The sequence below is a fragment of the Acinetobacter sichuanensis genome (assembly GCF_003024515.2).
Classification (GTDB): Bacteria; Pseudomonadota; Gammaproteobacteria; order Pseudomonadales; family Moraxellaceae; genus Acinetobacter; species Acinetobacter sichuanensis.
Genome location: NZ_PYIX02000034.1, coordinates 34,073 through 49,977 on the forward strand (window position 1 = coordinate 34,073; position 15,905 = coordinate 49,977).

16 protein-coding genes and 2 tRNA genes are annotated in these 15,905 nt (G+C 37.2%); 6 read left to right on the forward strand and 12 right to left on the reverse strand.

Annotated features, from left to right (window positions below; genetic code table 11):
- Positions 1–427: 427 nt before the first annotated feature.
- Complete coding sequence (gene guaA, locus C9E89_RS16605) at positions 428–1,996, reverse strand: glutamine-hydrolyzing GMP synthase (RefSeq protein WP_107009442.1); 1,569 nt, start codon at positions 1,994–1,996, stop codon at positions 428–430.
- 192 nt (positions 1,997–2,188) lie between these two features.
- On the opposite strand from guaA, the gene C9E89_RS16610 reads away from it, so the two are divergent.
- Complete coding sequence (locus C9E89_RS16610) at positions 2,189–2,671, forward strand: hypothetical protein (RefSeq protein ID WP_107009441.1); 483 nt, start codon at positions 2,189–2,191, stop codon at positions 2,669–2,671.
- 58 nt (positions 2,672–2,729) lie between these two features.
- Here C9E89_RS16610 and C9E89_RS16615 read toward each other — a convergent pair whose 3' ends face one another.
- A complete protein-coding gene (locus C9E89_RS16615; protein ID WP_107009440.1) occupies positions 2,730–3,146 on the reverse strand; it encodes a DoxX family protein in 417 nt (138 codons plus the stop codon).
- Positions 3,147–3,341: 195 nt separating this feature from the next.
- Between C9E89_RS16615 and C9E89_RS16620 the strand changes: the two genes are divergently transcribed.
- Complete coding sequence (locus tag C9E89_RS16620; protein WP_107009439.1) at positions 3,342–3,980, forward strand: DedA family protein; 639 nt, start codon at positions 3,342–3,344, stop codon at positions 3,978–3,980.
- Here the strand turns inward: C9E89_RS16620 and C9E89_RS16625 are convergent.
- The 5 genes from C9E89_RS16625 to C9E89_RS16645 form a co-directional block, all read right to left on the reverse strand.
- Complete coding sequence (locus tag C9E89_RS16625) at positions 3,977–4,567, reverse strand: LysE family translocator (protein ID WP_107009438.1); 591 nt, start codon at positions 4,565–4,567, stop codon at positions 3,977–3,979. The two genes, C9E89_RS16620 and C9E89_RS16625, sit on opposite strands and share 4 nt — an antisense overlap.
- 211 nt (positions 4,568–4,778) lie before the next feature.
- Positions 4,779–5,186: a hypothetical protein gene (locus C9E89_RS16630; RefSeq protein WP_107009437.1), complete on the reverse strand. Its 408-nt coding sequence runs from the start codon at positions 5,184–5,186 to the stop codon at positions 4,779–4,781.
- A 14-nt stretch (positions 5,187–5,200) separates the two neighbouring features.
- Positions 5,201–6,037 (reverse strand): ParA family protein, encoded by an 837-nt coding sequence (locus tag C9E89_RS16635; RefSeq protein ID WP_107009436.1) that lies wholly within the window; start codon positions 6,035–6,037, stop codon positions 5,201–5,203.
- 81 nt (positions 6,038–6,118) lie between these two features.
- Complete coding sequence (locus C9E89_RS16640; RefSeq protein WP_107009435.1) at positions 6,119–6,511, reverse strand: SirB2 family protein; 393 nt, start codon at positions 6,509–6,511, stop codon at positions 6,119–6,121.
- 8 nt (positions 6,512–6,519) lie between these two features.
- Positions 6,520–6,828 (reverse strand): BolA family protein, encoded by a 309-nt coding sequence (locus C9E89_RS16645; protein ID WP_107009434.1) that lies wholly within the window; start codon positions 6,826–6,828, stop codon positions 6,520–6,522.
- A gap of 239 nt (positions 6,829–7,067) precedes the next feature.
- Here C9E89_RS16645 and C9E89_RS16650 point away from each other — a divergent pair.
- A tRNA-Gly gene (locus C9E89_RS16650) sits at positions 7,068–7,140 on the forward strand.
- 47 nt (positions 7,141–7,187) lie between these two features.
- Positions 7,188–7,263: transfer RNA gene (locus C9E89_RS16655), tRNA-Gly, on the forward strand.
- Positions 7,264–7,593: 330 nt separating this feature from the next.
- On the opposite strand, the gene C9E89_RS16660 is transcribed toward C9E89_RS16655, so the two are convergent.
- A complete protein-coding gene (locus tag C9E89_RS16660) occupies positions 7,594–8,778 on the reverse strand; it encodes an acyl-CoA dehydrogenase family protein (protein ID WP_107009433.1) in 1,185 nt (394 codons plus the stop codon).
- Between the two features lie 188 nt (positions 8,779–8,966).
- Between C9E89_RS16660 and C9E89_RS16665 the strand changes: the two genes are divergently transcribed.
- The gene (locus C9E89_RS16665; RefSeq protein WP_107009432.1) at positions 8,967–9,542 is read left to right on the forward strand and encodes a hypothetical protein; all 576 of its coding nucleotides are present in this window, start codon (positions 8,967–8,969) and stop codon (positions 9,540–9,542) included.
- 66 nt (positions 9,543–9,608) lie between these two features.
- Here the strand turns inward: C9E89_RS16665 and acs are convergent, their stop codons facing one another.
- Complete coding sequence (acs, locus tag C9E89_RS16670; protein WP_107009431.1) at positions 9,609–11,558, reverse strand: acetate--CoA ligase; 1,950 nt, start codon at positions 11,556–11,558, stop codon at positions 9,609–9,611.
- Between the two features lie 532 nt (positions 11,559–12,090).
- Here acs and C9E89_RS16675 point away from each other — a divergent pair.
- Entirely contained in the window at positions 12,091–13,074 is a 984-nt protein-coding gene (locus C9E89_RS16675) for a mechanosensitive ion channel family protein (RefSeq protein ID WP_107009430.1), read from the forward strand.
- On the opposite strand, the gene C9E89_RS16680 is transcribed toward C9E89_RS16675, so the two are convergent.
- The 3 genes from C9E89_RS16680 to C9E89_RS16690 form a co-directional block, all read right to left on the reverse strand.
- On the reverse strand, positions 13,048–13,761 hold the full coding sequence (locus C9E89_RS16680) for a 16S rRNA (uracil(1498)-N(3))-methyltransferase (protein WP_107009429.1): 714 nt from the start codon (positions 13,759–13,761) through the stop codon (positions 13,048–13,050). The genes C9E89_RS16675 and C9E89_RS16680 overlap by 27 nt on opposite strands.
- An 86-nt stretch (positions 13,762–13,847) precedes the next feature.
- Positions 13,848–15,128 (reverse strand): 3-deoxy-D-manno-octulosonic acid transferase, encoded by a 1,281-nt coding sequence (locus C9E89_RS16685; protein ID WP_107009428.1) that lies wholly within the window; start codon positions 15,126–15,128, stop codon positions 13,848–13,850.
- Positions 15,129–15,265: 137 nt separating this feature from the next.
- Positions 15,266–15,904: a glutathione S-transferase family protein gene (locus C9E89_RS16690; protein ID WP_107009427.1), complete on the reverse strand. Its 639-nt coding sequence runs from the start codon at positions 15,902–15,904 to the stop codon at positions 15,266–15,268.
- Position 15,905: the final 1 nt, after the last annotated feature.

The following is a 15,905-nucleotide window of genomic DNA, read 5'->3' on the forward strand; positions in this document are numbered from 1 at the left end:
ATTAGAACGGCTATTTTTGTAAAATAAAAAATCATATATTTTTCTATATTTCACAATAATTTGAAGCTCATAAAAACCAACTCAAAACAATAAAATCAATGATTTAAAAATATTTACACTACGGTTTTTAAACTCAAAATTAAATTCTAAATCACAAGAATTTTAATTCTTCTATCAACTATTTTTCTTTACTTGGATAATGTCTGCTCAATACAGTTTCTTTTCGAGTACCGCTTTCACTACAATTTAGGGTACCAATTTTGATATAGAGAATTTTTTAGATGGGCAAATGTTGATGGGCTCTGCTCAAAATATGCTGTTTCAGATAATTTTTTAGACTCTAGATTTGTTATATTTTAACGCTCATAAAAAATGGGCTAAGTCCAAAGACTTAACCCATTTGAGAAATTATTTAATCGCTAAATAATTATTCCCATTCAATTGTCGCTGGTGGCTTGCTTGATACGTCATAAACAACACGAGAAACGTCAGCGATTTCATTCATGATACGAGTTGAGATTTTATCAACTAAATCATAAGGAAGGTGTGCAAAACGAGCTGTCATAAAGTCAACAGTTTCAACCGCACGAAGTGCAATTACCCATGCATAACGACGACCATCACCCACTACACCAACTGATTTAACTGGTTGGAATACTGCAAATGCTTGAGCAGTTTTGTCATACCAACCGCTTGCACGAAGCTCTTGCATAAAGATGTCATCAGCTAAACGAAGAATGTCAGCATATTCTTTTTTCACTTCACCAAGAATACGAACACCTAAACCTGGACCTGGGAATGGGTGACGATAAAGCATCTCATGTGGTAAACCTAAAGTTGTACCCAAACGACGCACTTCATCTTTAAACAAGTCACGGATTGGCTCAACCAATTCAAATGCTAAATCTTCAGGTAAACCACCCACGTTGTGGTGTGATTTAATCACGTGTGCTTTACCATTTTTAGTTGCAGCAGATTCGATCACGTCAGGGTAAATCGTACCTTGAGCAAGGAAGTTCACGCCATCAAGTTTACGTGCTTCTTCAGCAAATACTTCGATGAACTCACGACCAATGATTTTACGTTTTTTCTCAGGATCAACTTCGCCTGCAAGTGCAGTTAAGAAACGCTCTTCAGCGTCGGCACGGATCACACGGATGCCCATGTTTTTCGCAAACATGTCCATCACTTGCTCGCCTTCGTTCAAACGAAGTAAACCATTGTCCACAAATACACATGTCAATTGATCGCCAATCGCACGGTGTAACAGTGCAGCCACAACAGATGAATCCACACCACCTGAAAGACCTAATAATACTTTTTGATCACCAATTTGCTCACGTAATTGTTCTACACGTAAGTCGATGATGTTTTCAGAATTCCACAGGTTACGACAACCACAGATGCCATGAACGAAGTTAGACAGAATCTCGGCACCTTTGGCAGTGTGCGTGACTTCTGGGTGGAACTGGATCCCATAGAAACGACGGCTTTCATCAGACACCATCGCAAATGGACAGCTTGGCGTGCTTGCAGTCACCTGGAAACCTTCAGGAATACGTGTCACTTTGTCGCCGTGGCTCATCCACACTTTCAGCTGATCTTTAGAATCTTCAAGATCACCAATCAGTTTGTCACGAACCTGAATATTAACTTCAGCATAACCAAACTCATGCACATCACCTGGCTCTACTTTACCGCCAAGTTGCTCTGACATGGTTTGTAAACCATAGCAAATGCCCAATACTGGTACGCCTAAATTAAAGACGATTTCTGGCGCACGTGGACTGCCTTCTTCATGCACACTTTCAGGACCGCCTGAAAGAATGATCCCGTTCGGGTTAAATGCACGGATGTCTTCTTCTGACATATCAAACGCATACATTTCAGAATAAACACCAGCTTCACGAACACGGCGTGCAATCAATTGGCTATATTGAGAACCGAAATCCAGAATGAGGATACGATCTTCAGTAATTTGAGTATTGGTCGTCATGGATATACAACTATGCAGGCAAATGGATTTAAGCGCCATATTCTAACATTTTTCAGCGCAGGACGCACACCCTTCCATCAAGTTGACACAATTTTCAAAAGTAAAATGACTTATTTTTAAATTATAATGCGTTTAAAGATTTTAAACTTTTTTCCACATCTCTAAACGATCTCAATTTCAGCTCAAAATAATATGTTCCATATCACAAAAGAAATACTCAAAATTCAAAATACCCATTTTTTTAAAAATATGGGGCATGCAAATTTTACAGATCAATCTATTGTTTTCATTAAAAATATTGAAAGTGCTTTTATATATCCTCAAGAATCAGACTTTAAAAATATCTATCACCAAGTCAAATGGCTTCCAACAAGTCTAAGTGAAACTGACCCTTTTTATACGATGACTCAAAAACCTCCTGAATCAATTATTATTTTAAGAAAACAAATCACTCAAGCCTTAATGCAATCTATTCGAACCGTTGATCCTCAATTATTTAAATATGACCAGTATGATTTTCAATATGCCGCAAAAAATGCATTGTGTTTTGCTTTTCGCCAAGCATTGATTGAAAAATATTATGGACTAGGACAACACTGGGAAAAAATCACTGAACTTTACTATTTAGGTCATTGGGTCATTGGATATAAAACTGATCAATATATTGTCATTTAAACATCAAAATCTAAAAAAGCCAGATTGATTTCTGGCTTTAAACTCACTGTATTAATCTTTATTTTTCAATCAGATGATCAAGACTGATTTTTCCCGCACCATGTAACATTAGCAAGAATAAACCACCTGCCATAGCAAAGTTTTTCATCAAATTAATCGCATCTTCTGCACCACTATGAAAGATAAAAGCTGTAATTAAACTAAATAGAGCTAATCCCATCGCAGCAAAACGCGCTTGAAAACCCAATAACAAGGCTAAACCACCACCAAATTCAACCAAAATCGTCAAAGGTAACATAGCGCCAGGAACACCCATAGACTCCATATAACCTACGGTTGCGCTATACGCAGTAATTTTCCCCCAGCCCGCCATAATAAAGATATATGCCATGAACGCACGTGCAATGAGTGTAAGTAACGCTTCGGCTGATGTTTGATTGACTACATTTTTTACAACAACGTTTGGATTAAACATGAGAACACCAATTTTTTATTTCATATTGAAGATGATGTTATGTTAGAGCCGTACTAAATTTGAATAAATATGTCATTATTCAACCCATCGTATCAAAAACAGAACAATAATAAATGCATTTATTTACTTTTTAATACTGACTTTCCCGTCTCACACTGCTAGGATTTGTGCACAATTTGACTTAGCTTTCACCTCATGAATCTCATTGATTTTATTTTACATGTTGATCAACATTTATTTGAATTTATAACAAATTATGGTTATTGGGTTTATGGAATTTTATTCCTAATTATTTTTGTCGAAACAGGCTTAGTGGTGATGCCCTTCCTGCCTGGCGACAGTTTACTTTTTGCTGCAGGTGCTTTAGCAGCTTCAACAGGTGCAATGGATCCTGTATTGCTGGTCATCTTACTTTTTATTGCAGCCGTGCTGGGTGACACTTTAAATTATCATATCGGTAAATATATTGGACCTCGTGTCTTTGAAATTGAATCACGCTTTATCAACAAAGAACATTTGATTAAAACCTCACAATTCTTTGAAAAACATGGCGGAAAAACCATTATTTTTGCTCGTTTCATTCCTTTTGCACGAACTTTTGCACCTTTTGTTGCAGGTGCAGGAAGCATGAATTATAAGTATTTTTTAACTTATAATGTAGTTGGCGCATTATGTTGGGTGGGTTCATTTATTACATTGGGTTATTTATTTGGTGGACACCCATTAGTCAAAGATAATTTTACACATTTAGTCTTTGGTATCATTATCTTAAGTATTTTGCCGGGTATTATTGGTTATATTCGCCATAAATTTTTTAACAAAGATAAAGCTTAAAAAAAACGAACCACAACAGGCAACATACATAAGACTAAAAATAGCGCTGATCCTTTATACCATTGGTCAGCGCGAATGCCTTTCATATTTCCAGCTAAAACCTTGCGTCCCCAATACATCCAAAATACTGCACAAGGAATGAGGCATAAACTAAAAATCCCCATCACTAAAAAGTAATGTGCAAAAGAGTCCCATGTTTCTACAGGAAAAATACCTGCGGCAAATAAGATCGTTTTAGGGTTTTTTAAAGTTGAAATAAAGAGCTGCGATGGTGTTAATGCCTTACGTGATAAACCATGGCTTTCTAAATGAGATGTTTTCCATAAATGGAAAGCGAGCCAAAAAACGTATAAAGCACTTGCTAAATGTAAAAGATCTATCAGCATTGGCCAAATGGGTAAACTCAGATGAACCAATAACGCCCAAATACTAATGCCATATAAATAACCTAAAAGCTCCGCAGGAACCAAGGTAAATGTCTTACCAAATCCTTGTTGATATGCTGAATTTGCTAATAATGCATTGGTTGGACCTGGAATCAAAAGTACAGCTAACATTGCAGCAATAAACAGCCAATTTTCAATCATATAGCCAATAGAAATCGAGGAAACAGGCGCACACCTTAAACGAAAACCTAAAAATATGACAAGTTTTTAATACAATTCCATATGTGATTTTAAAGTTATTTTTCAATAATTTACATTCTAAGTATTTATTTTTTATAAAATTAATAATGAAATATTTAGTTAAAAATAAATTGAGATTTCCAGTATCTAGACTGAAAACCTCATAAAAAAATTACTTTTTCACTTCTTGACGTTTTGGCACATAAGGACAATTTTTAAACTGTGCAGCTTGTGAAATCGCATCTTGCTGACCATAAAGATTTGCTAATTCAGAATTTTTTGTATTCGAAGACTGTCCCATATTGAGTGAAATAGAAGGTCCAAATCCCCAGCCGCCGCGTCCCCAACCACCGCCAAGCCCAACACCCACGCCCATTCCTGTACGTTTAGCAGGCTGTACACCATTATTAATATACTGCTGAATGCGCTGAAACTCAGAGTTAAGCTGTGCGCAATTCATTGCCTGATATTGTGTAGGCGATACATAACTTGGTTTTACAGTCGTTGCACAAGCAGTCAAAACAGGTAAACCAATGATGAGTGTTGCCCACTTCACTGCATTTAAATAGCTAAGTTTCATCCTATATCTCGATCTTATTTTTGCTCAATCTCATTGAACAATGATTGATATGCCTGCGTCAATTTATGATCTGTTGCAAAATAGATAAGCGGTAGATTTTTATGATGTGACTCTTTCATTAAAACCGAAGGTGGCAGCATATGATTTAAAACAGGTAAATTTTCATCTTTTAACTGTTGCACCACTTCACGTGGTAGTTTTGCTTGCGCTTGGAATTGATTGACAACAATACCTTCTATTTCCAAACGATCATTGTGATCATCTTGAGTTTCGATGACATTTTCAATCAAAGTTTGTAATGCACGTTTTGAAAAAACATCGCAGTCAAATGGAATCAGAACACGATCAGCCGCAATTAACGCAGATAAGGTAAAAAAGTTAAATGCTGGCGGTGTATCAATAAAAATTCGCTCATATTGCCCAACAAGCGTCTGCAAAGAGTCACGTAGCTTATAAATTTTATGTTTTGCTTCTAAAGCATGCTCTAAACCGCCCAAAGTCGGGCTTGCAGGCAATACATCTAAGTTTGGAAATGGCGAACGATGGATATATTGATCAAAGCCTTTATTTTTTGATTTTAAAATTGAACCAATTGCATTGCCCAGTAAGCCTTTTTGTTGATTATTTCCAAGAACATCATTAAAAAAACTTTCAATATTAGGTTCAAGTGCTGTTTTATCTGCGGAATACGTTGCGTCATCACCTAATAAATATTGACTCGAATTTGCTTGAGGATCTAAATCAATCACTAAAGTTTTTAGACCTGAATGCGCACTCATTGCAGCCAAATTTACTGCAATACTCGACTTACCCACCCCACCTTTTTGATTAAATACCACACGTGTAAGCATAATTTCCTCAAATTCATTCTTTTTTGACTTGTATGCAGTTTAACCTAGACTCCATACAAGTAGGAAATAAATGTCTAACAATCAACCAAAAACAGGCTTAATAATAATCAATGAAATAATCGCAACAAAAGCGATGATACCTATCATTAATCCTGCTCGACGCTGTGCCAATAAAATAGAATCATCTTTTTTATACACTTTAATCTGCGATGACAATAACACTAAAAATAGTACAATTTTTGCGTAAAACCAAGGTTGTACTTGGAATTTATTCATCACCAATAAAGCAACACCCGTCACCACCAACAAGGTATAAGACAAATGCTGCATAGCCACAAAACCAACATGACCTTTTGGATTAGGTTGTTGATTTTGCGTACCAATAAATAAAGTGGATGCACGTAATACAAATATCAGCATAGCTAAAGCTGCACTCGACATATGGACAATTTTAACAACCAAATGGATATCCATAATTTACCTTATGCTTTAGGTGCATGTGCACATTCAGGGCTTGCAGGTGCTTGTCCTTGCCATTCATTTGGTACATAAGCATGAATTGCGAGTGCATGAATTTTTCCTGGATTTAATAATTCTGCTGCCAAGGCATATACTTTTTGATGGCGTTGTACCAAACGTAAGCCCTCAAAGGCAGCACTCACAATAATGACTTTAAAATGAGATTCTTTACCTGGAAAATATCCACCATGTCCTGCTGACTCATTAATAACCTCTAAATGAGTAGGTTCTAAGGTTGTTAATTTTTCAATCAATTGCTTTTCAAGACTCATTTTCATGACCTTTACAAATTTCTTTAATTTTAAGTATAGCGGATAATTATTTTTTTGTTATGAACCTGCTTTAAAGCCTTAAATATCTGCTGAAAACTTTTAAAAATAGCGTAAATATATGGCAAAAATTTGATATCTAAACTAAAAAATAAAAAAATTGTGTTAATTTTATGCAATCAGCACGTTTTATAATAAAAAATTGTTGACCCTGATTTTTCTTAATGTATTATAAGCCCCATGCGGGAATAGCTCAGTTGGTAGAGCATAACCTTGCCAAGGTTGGGGTCGGGAGTTCGAGTCTCCTTTCCCGCTCAAAATTTTTTCATTCGGTTTTTTATTTAAAAAATTGGATAGACTCCGCGGGAATAGCTCAGTTGGTAGAGCATAACCTTGCCAAGGTTGGGGTCGGGAGTTCGAGTCTCCTTTCCCGCTCCAGATTCAAGAAGCCCTCATCGAAAGATGGGGGCTTTTTTATTGTTGATTTATAATAGTTTTTATCAAATCTATCCTCAATAAGTGTATTAACCCCCAATTAAACGACACTCACAATTAAGACCTAGGCATAGAACTAGAGTTAAGGAGTGTCTTATGGAACGTTTTAAAGTTATTACATCAGTTCAATGTCGCAGATGGTACAGAAGTGTTCAATTCATGACAAAAATATGTGTGTCATTGCAGGGCATTTAGCTTGAAGGCTATGCGAAAACACACGTAAAACTTGGTCAAAAAGAGCATGCATATGAAATTTCTAACAATCTCAAAAAGCTAAGAATAAAAACTCGGAGTAGGTACTTTAGTTGTTAACACCCACTCACCAACCTCTTGATACTTATAATCAATCGGGTCATGTAAGGTCTGGGTACGCACATTGCGCCAAAAACGGTCTAAATTTAGTTTGGCGGTCGTGGCTCTTGCACCCATCACCTGGAAAATATTTTGCGTCACAAATAACGACGTATTGGTCGCAGCAATTTTTGCTGTGGCAATCGCAATAGACACTTCACCACGCTGTTCCGCATTCAAACTTTCGCCAATGTCCCAAGCTTCTTGTAGTTTTTCAACTGCTTTATTTGCCAATAAACGCACACCCTCAAGCTGTACATAAAACTCCGCAAAATGTTTTTGAGTAAATGGATCATTCACCGCATGTTCAGCCAATGATTTTGACCACGCTTTTTGACTCTGCACAGTTTCTTTAGCAGTTTCAAAAGCACCTTCAGCCACGCCTAAAAATAAATGCACAAAAATCAATTGTGCAATCAAAGGACGTAAACTCGAATACGGTGTACTGAGTGGTCCTGGATTTAATAACAGCTCATCTTTAGAAATTTTGACTTGTTCAAAATGACTGTTACCACTATCCGTTTGGCGCTGCCCCATATTGTTCCAGTCACCTAAAAAGCTCACACCTTCACGTGCTGTTGGAATGACACCAATCAATAATTTTCCAGCCTCATTAAACCCTGAACACAGTAAAATATCAGAATCAATTGAACCTGAGCAAAAGCTTTTATCACCATGAAAAATAAATTCATTTTCAGAAATTTGTTGTGCTGTAGTACGTTGGTCTAAAGGGTTTAAAGTATTTCCCCAAAACAGGTTTTCTTTCGCGGTTTGCTCAAACCATTTTGCATATTGCTCAGGCTGTGAAAACAACTGAACTGTGGCAATCAGTAAATGATGGAAACCATAAACATGTGCTATAGAACTATCCACTTGAGCAATCGTTTGAATGGTTTGGAAAATGGTTTTCCAATCTGCACCTTGTCCGCCATATTGCTGAGGAATAGATAGCCCCAACAAGCCACTTTGACGAATCAAATCACGCTCAACTTTTGGATTGCCTCCAACTTTATCTCGTTCAGCAGCCGTTTTTGCAAATTGTACTGCTAGATTTTTTGCGATGTCTAAAGGAGATAAATTTAAAGTGTGTTGAGGTGCATTCATCATGATTACCTATATTTATATTATTTTTAGCTTAGCAAAGCTGGTTTTGTTTGGTTATCTGAATAAATGCTGTTCTTATCTTTAAAAATAAATTCAGCTCAAAACGAAAGACTTTTTCATCAAAAAATATCAGTATTCATACGTTTTTATCACTATACTCAGCCCATAAAAAACCTTTTTGGACAATAATAATGACATATTCTTATCAATGGTTCAGTGCTCCCAAAGAAATCAGTATCGTATGCCCTGTATGCCAAAAAGAAGCACTATTTCAATTTGCATCTGTCTTTCATGTTGAAAAAAAACAAGACCGAATATTTTTTGAGACTCATCCCGCTTTTGAAACGACCACTGTGTATGACTCTTATACCTATACCCATAAATTTTGTGTCATTTTTTATCCTGCCTTAAACTCCAATCCAGAACTTAAAAATTTTTTGGAATGTCATAAAGGTTTAGATAACTCTGTCTCTCATCTGATAAAAGATAAAGGCGTTGTCTTTTGTCCATCATGCCTGCTCAAACGTAAACATATCTTAAATTGGCCACAAGAAGCTTATTATTGTATTGATTATAAAGGTCAATTGCTTTGGGCATTTCATCGTCCTGCCTTTGTTTCAATTTATGATTATATTCAGGCTAAAATTCGAGATCGTCATGTTGCAGGACATTTTATCTATTTGTTGCATATTCCCAGTCATTTTTTAACGCAACATGCACGCGCCGAAGTGAGTAAAAAAATGCGTCGTTTATTGCTCAGGGTATAAACCACGATCAGACTTCACGATAAAAAATACCGCCCCTGTGGAGCGGCATCATTTTATTTTCAATTGTTATGAAGCATGTTGTGATTTTACTTCTTCAATCAACTGATCCACCACGGCTGGATCAGCCAAGGTTGAAGTATCACCTAAACTATCCAGTTCATTGGCTGCAATCTTACGCAAAATGCGACGCATGATTTTTCCTGAACGGGTTTTCGGTAATGAAGGTGCCCAATAAATCGCATCGGGAGTTGCCACAGGTCCCATCACTTTACGAACCCAACTCACCAATTCTTTACGCAATGCCTCAGTCTCCTGAGCACCTGCCTGTAAGGTGACATAGGCTGCAACACCTTGCCCTTTAATGTCATGTGGCATACCGACCACAGCAGCTTCTGCAACCAGCTCATGAGCAACCAAAGCACTTTCAATTTCAGCCGTTCCTAAGCGATGTCCTGAAACATTCAGTACATCATCGACACGTCCTGTAATCCAATAGTAACCGTCTTTGTCACGACGTGCGCCATCGCCCGTAAAGTAACTGCCAGGATAAGTCGAGAAATACGCTTCAATAAAACGCTCAGGATCACCCCAAATCGTTCGCATCTGACCCGGCCACGAATCCTTGATAATTAAATTGCCTTCTGCCTCACCCTCAATTTCATTTCCTTCGGCATCCACTAAAGCGGGTTGTACCCCAAACAATGGACGTGTTGCTGAACCAGGTTTAACAGCTGTAGCACCTGGTAAAGGTGAGATTAAAATTCCCCCTGTTTCAGTCTGCCACCATGTATCCACAATTGGGCAACGGCTTTCACCTACAACAGTGTAGTACCAGTTCCATGCTTCAGGATTGATCGGCTCTCCCACGGTACCCAGTAAACGTAAACTACTGCGGTCACTTTCACGGACAAAAGCATCCCCCTCACGCATCATGGCGCGAATAGCCGTGGGTGCAGTATAAAGAATGGTAATGTTATGTTTATCGACAATATGCCCTGTCCGTGCCCATGTTGGATATTGTGGAATCCCTTCTGACATGACTGTAGTGGTACCATTGGACAATGGTCCATAAAGCACATAGGAATGCCCTGTAATCCAGCCAATATCTGCTGTACACCAGAACACATCATTCTGTTTAATATCAAATACTTCACGGAAAGTCAGATTAGCATAGGTCAGATATCCACCTGTGGTATGCAACACCCCTTTTGGTTTTCCTGTCGAACCTGAGGTATACAGAATAAATAATGGATCTTCTGCATTCATGGGTTCAGGTGGGCAAATATCGGTGACCGTCATGATTTCCATGTGATACCACAGATCACGGCCTTCCTTCATCTCAATTGGATGCCCAGTACGATGCACCACAATCGTATTTTGCACTGAGGATGTACCCTCTAATTTGAGTGCCGCATCGACATTTTCCTTGAGTGGAATGGTTTTACCACCACGCATGCCCTGATCCGCCGTGATCACCAATTTCGCCTGACTGTCATCGATTCGGCTTGCTAACGAGTCTGGTGAGAAACCACCAAAGACTACACAATGCACCGCACCAATACGGGTACATGCCAGCATAGCAATCGCCGCTTCAGGAATCATGGGCATATACAACACCACACGATCCCCTTTGCCGATACCATTTTTCTTTAAAACATTGGCAAAGCGGCAGACCTCATCATGTAATTCTTCAAAAGAAATAATTTTATGCCGTGAAGGATGATCACCTTCCCAGATAATGGCAGGTTTAAGTGGATGCTCTTTTAAATGACGATCCAAACAATTGGCACTGACATTTAGTTCGCCATCTGCAAACCATTCGATTTTAAAATTTTCAGGATCATAGCTAGTATCTTTGACCTTGGTAAAAGGTTTGATCCAGTCCAGTTTTTTTGCTGCTTCAGCCCAAAACTCGTTGGGATGATCTACTGACTGTTGATAACGCTCGAAATACTGCTGTTCATTGGTTCTTGCTGTTTTTACAAATTGTTCTGGTACAGGATATATTTCTTTCATATTCTACTTCCTAGTTTGTCATCTCGTCTCGAGAGTTATGCTTACGTTCTTGATTTTATTCCTTGCATACAATCAGTATTACGATAGCGCATTTCTCATCACAATTGTGCTTTGGTCGTAGACGTGGGATTCACTTTATCCATCAGATTTATACAAATCATTTGCAAAAACATCCAAAAAATCAGTATTAATGCTCTTTTTTGATCTTATAATTTATTCAATAACATGTGTGTATTTTTCAAATTATTACATTTTTACCGAATTTTATTTTAAAGGATAATAGTTCATTATCTTTTAAATTTTTAGCATTTGTATAAATACACAAAATGTGAACCGATCATCACTGATGATCAATATCGTTGAATCATGGAAAAGTAAAGCTTTGGCTACTCTTCATGACATGATTCAACAAAGTGCTGCATATTTTAACGAAACACAACTGTAGTTTGACTCATGGTCAAAGCTATGCTTGATTTAGTTTATTTTGTCGAACTTTAAAACAAAATAACTTAACTTTTAATTGGATTTTATCGTGGCTGAAGATACACCTACGCTCAGTGAAGTCGCCCAAGACACCACTCAACTTTTACACAATGCAAGTGAAAAAACTGCAAAAACAGTGATCGAACACACTGCAAAATACAATGATGCTTATAGTACGATTGATAAATTTGTCGATGGTTTTTGGGAACGCGTCCCCTATTTATGTATCGCCTTAGTCGTTCTGCTGATTTTCTGGGTATTATCAAAAATATTTAAACTTTTTGTCCGTAAAACTTTAGAAAATCGTTCATATACACGACAAAACTTGGTCTTAGTTTTAAATCGTGTTGGTAGTACATTTATTATTTTCTTTGGCTTCCTCATTGCAATGGTCATTGCTATTCCTGGTTTTACTCCAGGTCAACTGATGAGTGCCCTCGGAATTGGTTCGGTTGCAATTGGTTTTGCTTTTAAAGATATTTTCCAAAATATGCTATCGGGGATTCTCATTTTACTGGGTGAACCATTTAAAATTGGTGATGATATTATTGTCAATAATATGGAAGGTACGGTTGAGGATATTCAAATTCGTGCAACTTTCCTGCGCTCACCTGATGGTCGTCGTATTGTGATCCCAAATGCAACAGTTTATACCAGTGCAGTAACTGTCAATACAGCCTATCCACGTCGTCGTTGTGAGTTTATTGTGGGGATTGGTTATGAAGATAATGTTCAGGCAGCCAAAGATATTATTTTAAAAATTTTAGATCGTGATCAAACTATTCTCAGTCAACCTTCTTTTAGTGTAAATGTCACAGCACTTGCAGATTTTTCGATTAATCTTAAAGTGCAATGGTGGGTTAATACCTCTGAAACCAGTACTTCAGCTTCTATTAGCCAAGTACAAGAAGAAGTTATCGAATCCTTTGCCGAACATAATATTTCAATTCCTTATCCAGTACAGGAAGTGAAAGTTTATCGTGGTGAAACAGATCCAGAAGAAAACTCAGGTCGTGCTAAACAAACGACCTAAGACATAAGGAATCACCGTTTCTGTTCGAATAATTCGGTTGCCTAAGCTTACAGCTTGGCAGCCATTTTTTATAAGTAAATCAATTTCATAGGGGATAAAACCACCTTCAGGACCAATAATCACTGTGCATGGATGCTCAATCGCAAAAGGCATTTTTTCCTCGGTATAAGGATGTGCCACAAAAGCAGGACTTTGTTCACTGATCAATGTCGGTAAAACATCTTCAACAAAAGGCTTAAAGCGTTTATATAACTCAATTTTTGGTGCAATGGTGTCACCCGCCTGTTCTAAGCCCAAAGTCACATAATGATCAAGCTGTTGTAAAAATGGGGTTTGCCAATAACTTTTATCCACTCGATAGCTATGAATCAAAATCAATCGCTCCACCCCCAAAGTGACTGCATCCATAATTAAACGGCGTAATACTTTTGGTCGTGGTAATGCCACAATTAAGGTTACGGGTAATTTTTCAGGAATATGATCTTCTTTAAGTGGTTTAACTTTAATGATATTTTCAGAAATTTCAACAATTTGTGTTAAATAACGTTTTCCACCACGAATACCTATTTTTAAGGAGTCTCCGACTTGAACAGCAAGATGTGTATGTAAATGTTCAATTTGTCTTTGAGCTGTGATTGACCACAATTCCGACTGAGTTTGTCTTGGGTCTAATAAAACGATATTCATAAAATGGTTAATTCATTCATACAATCAAAATGGTGAGCGCATATTTAGCAGATTCATTTATAAATCTAGATTTATAAATCATCGACTTATAAATAATGATCAATCACTGCCAAATGCTTTTGTAAAGATCCCATATTTTTCTGCATCACAGTTGCTGCATGTTGACTCAATTGTTGAGCAAATTCTGGTTCATCAATACATTGTAATAATAGCTGTACAACTTGTTCAGCATTTTGCCCAACTTTGACAGCATCTGCTTGTAAAAATTCATCAACAATACTTTGAAAATTAAAATAATTTTTTCCAATGATCGTGGGTACATTTAACGCCATTGGCTCTAAAATATTATGCCCACCGCCTGGCTCATTTAATGAACCACCAACAAAACAAGTTTGGCTTAAAGCATACCACAACCATAATTCGCCCATACTGTCTGCCAAATAGACCTGTGTATCGGGTTGAATTTTTTCACTTAGACTTCGACGTTGCGTATTTAAATTCAAATTTTTTGTGATCGTAAATACATCATCAAAACGCTCAGGATGACGTGGAACAACAATACACAACAACTCTGGTCGTTGTTTTAAATAAGGCATCAAAGCGCTTAACAAATTCTGTTCTTCAGGTGCATGTGTACTGGCAAGTGTAATAATTTTACGTTGCTTCAATTGCCATTCACACATTAGTTCTTGAGCATGTTGTAAATGTAGCAATGGTGCAGAAATATCAAATTTAATACTTCCTACAACATTCACACTTTGTTTTGCTAAACCCAATTCAATAAATCTTTGCTGTGTAGCTAAATCTTGCGCCAACAAATGATCTAATTTTTGCAACATTGGACGCGTTAAACTTGGAACTTTGGCATAGGCTTTCGCTGATTTTTCTGAAAGTCTGGCATTAATTAAAATACAAGGGACTTGGAAATTTTTAGCTTGATCGATTAAATTTGGCCATAACTCTGTTTCAACCAACGCTAAAAGTTTAGGTTGGTATTTTTGGTAAAATTCAGCAACTAAATCTTTTTGGTCAGCAGGTAAATACACTGCTTGAAATAAAGCCTCAAAAGGTGGCTTTAAAAATAATGACTTAGCTCGTGCTTGTCCTGTTTTAGTGGTATTTGTCACTAAAACAGCATGTCCATTTTTTAAATAATGCTCAATCAGTGGTTGAGCAGCATTGGTTTCACCCACCGAAACGGCATGAAACCAAATCGCTTGCCGATTTTTAACAGGCTGAAAAGGACCAAAACGTTCCAAACACTCTTGTTGGTACTGTGCTATATCGGTAGCACGTTTTTTAATTCGCCACTGATACAAAGGTTTGACGATTGCAAGTGCTGCGTTATACCAAAAAGGAGTAGCCAATCAAAAATTCTCATATTGGGATCAGTCGGCAAATATAACAGAGCGATCACAGCTTGTTAATCAACAATCGTGTAGAGAATTGCATCAAGTTTTAAAGCATAAGTTTTTAAATCATGCATTGATTAAATCATTAAGCTTCAACTTTCTTGTTGTGCAGCCTCAATCCACGCTTTCACAGCACCAACATTCAAAATAGTTTGCATATAATTTTGACTACTTTCACTGACAGGTAGCCCATAACTTTTAAAACGCATAACAACAGGTGCATAAAATGCATCAACAATTGTAAATTCATTGCCACATAAAAAGCCTTTTGGATATTCACGTTTCGACCAAATTTCCTCAATACGTTTTATATCTGCTTGTAAGTCTGCATTTTCATGAAAAAGTTGTTGTCCAAGTTGAGTAAAATCTTGGGTGATATTCATCGGACATAAACTACGTAAAGCCATAAAACCACTATGCATTTCTGCACAAACTGCTCGTGCATAAGCACGTGTTTTTATATCCTGTGTCCATAAATGGCGCTCAGGAAAAAGCTCTGCCAAATACTCACAAATTGCCAATGAATCCCAAACAATCAAATCCTGATGTTTTAAAACAGGGACTTTACCTACAGGTGTAATTTTGGCTAAGGTTTGTTTGAAATTTTGTTCAGGCAAAAAGTCATCATACGGCACTAAGTGTTCAGTAAATGGGATCTGAAAATGTTGCAGTACTAGCCACGCTCGCATCGACCAAGTTGAGTAATTTTTATTACCGATGTATAAATCCATC

Bases quoted from the DNA above. Each gene is read 5' to 3' on its own strand.
- C9E89_RS16610 (WP_107009441.1), top strand. From the start codon at position 2,189: ATGTTCCATATCACAAAAGAAATACTCAAAATTCAAAATACCCATTTT.
- C9E89_RS16615 (WP_107009440.1), bottom strand. From the start codon at position 3,146: ATGTTTAATCCAAACGTTGTTGTAAAAAATGTAGTCAATCAAACATCA.
- C9E89_RS16625 (WP_107009438.1), bottom strand. From the start codon at position 4,567: ATGATTGAAAATTGGCTGTTTATTGCTGCAATGTTAGCTGTACTTTTG.
- C9E89_RS16630 (WP_107009437.1), bottom strand. From the start codon at position 5,186: ATGAAACTTAGCTATTTAAATGCAGTGAAGTGGGCAACACTCATCATT.
- C9E89_RS16665 (WP_107009432.1), top strand. From the start codon at position 8,967: ATGACATATTCTTATCAATGGTTCAGTGCTCCCAAAGAAATCAGTATC.
- C9E89_RS16640 (WP_107009435.1), bottom strand. From the start codon at position 6,511: ATGGATATCCATTTGGTTGTTAAAATTGTCCATATGTCGAGTGCAGCT.
- C9E89_RS16690 (WP_107009427.1), bottom strand. From the start codon at position 15,904: ATGGATTTATACATCGGTAATAAAAATTACTCAACTTGGTCGATGCGA.
- C9E89_RS16645 (WP_107009434.1), bottom strand. From the start codon at position 6,828: ATGAGTCTTGAAAAGCAATTGATTGAAAAATTAACAACCTTAGAACCT.
- C9E89_RS16680 (WP_107009429.1), bottom strand. From the start codon at position 13,761: ATGAATATCGTTTTATTAGACCCAAGACAAACTCAGTCGGAATTGTGG.
- C9E89_RS16620 (WP_107009439.1), top strand. From the start codon at position 3,342: ATGAATCTCATTGATTTTATTTTACATGTTGATCAACATTTATTTGAA.
- acs (WP_107009431.1), bottom strand. From the start codon at position 11,558: ATGAAAGAAATATATCCTGTACCAGAACAATTTGTAAAAACAGCAAGA.
- C9E89_RS16660 (WP_107009433.1), bottom strand. From the start codon at position 8,778: ATGATGAATGCACCTCAACACACTTTAAATTTATCTCCTTTAGACATC.
- guaA (WP_107009442.1), bottom strand. From the start codon at position 1,996: ATGACGACCAATACTCAAATTACTGAAGATCGTATCCTCATTCTGGAT.
- C9E89_RS16635 (WP_107009436.1), bottom strand. From the start codon at position 6,037: ATGCTTACACGTGTGGTATTTAATCAAAAAGGTGGGGTGGGTAAGTCG.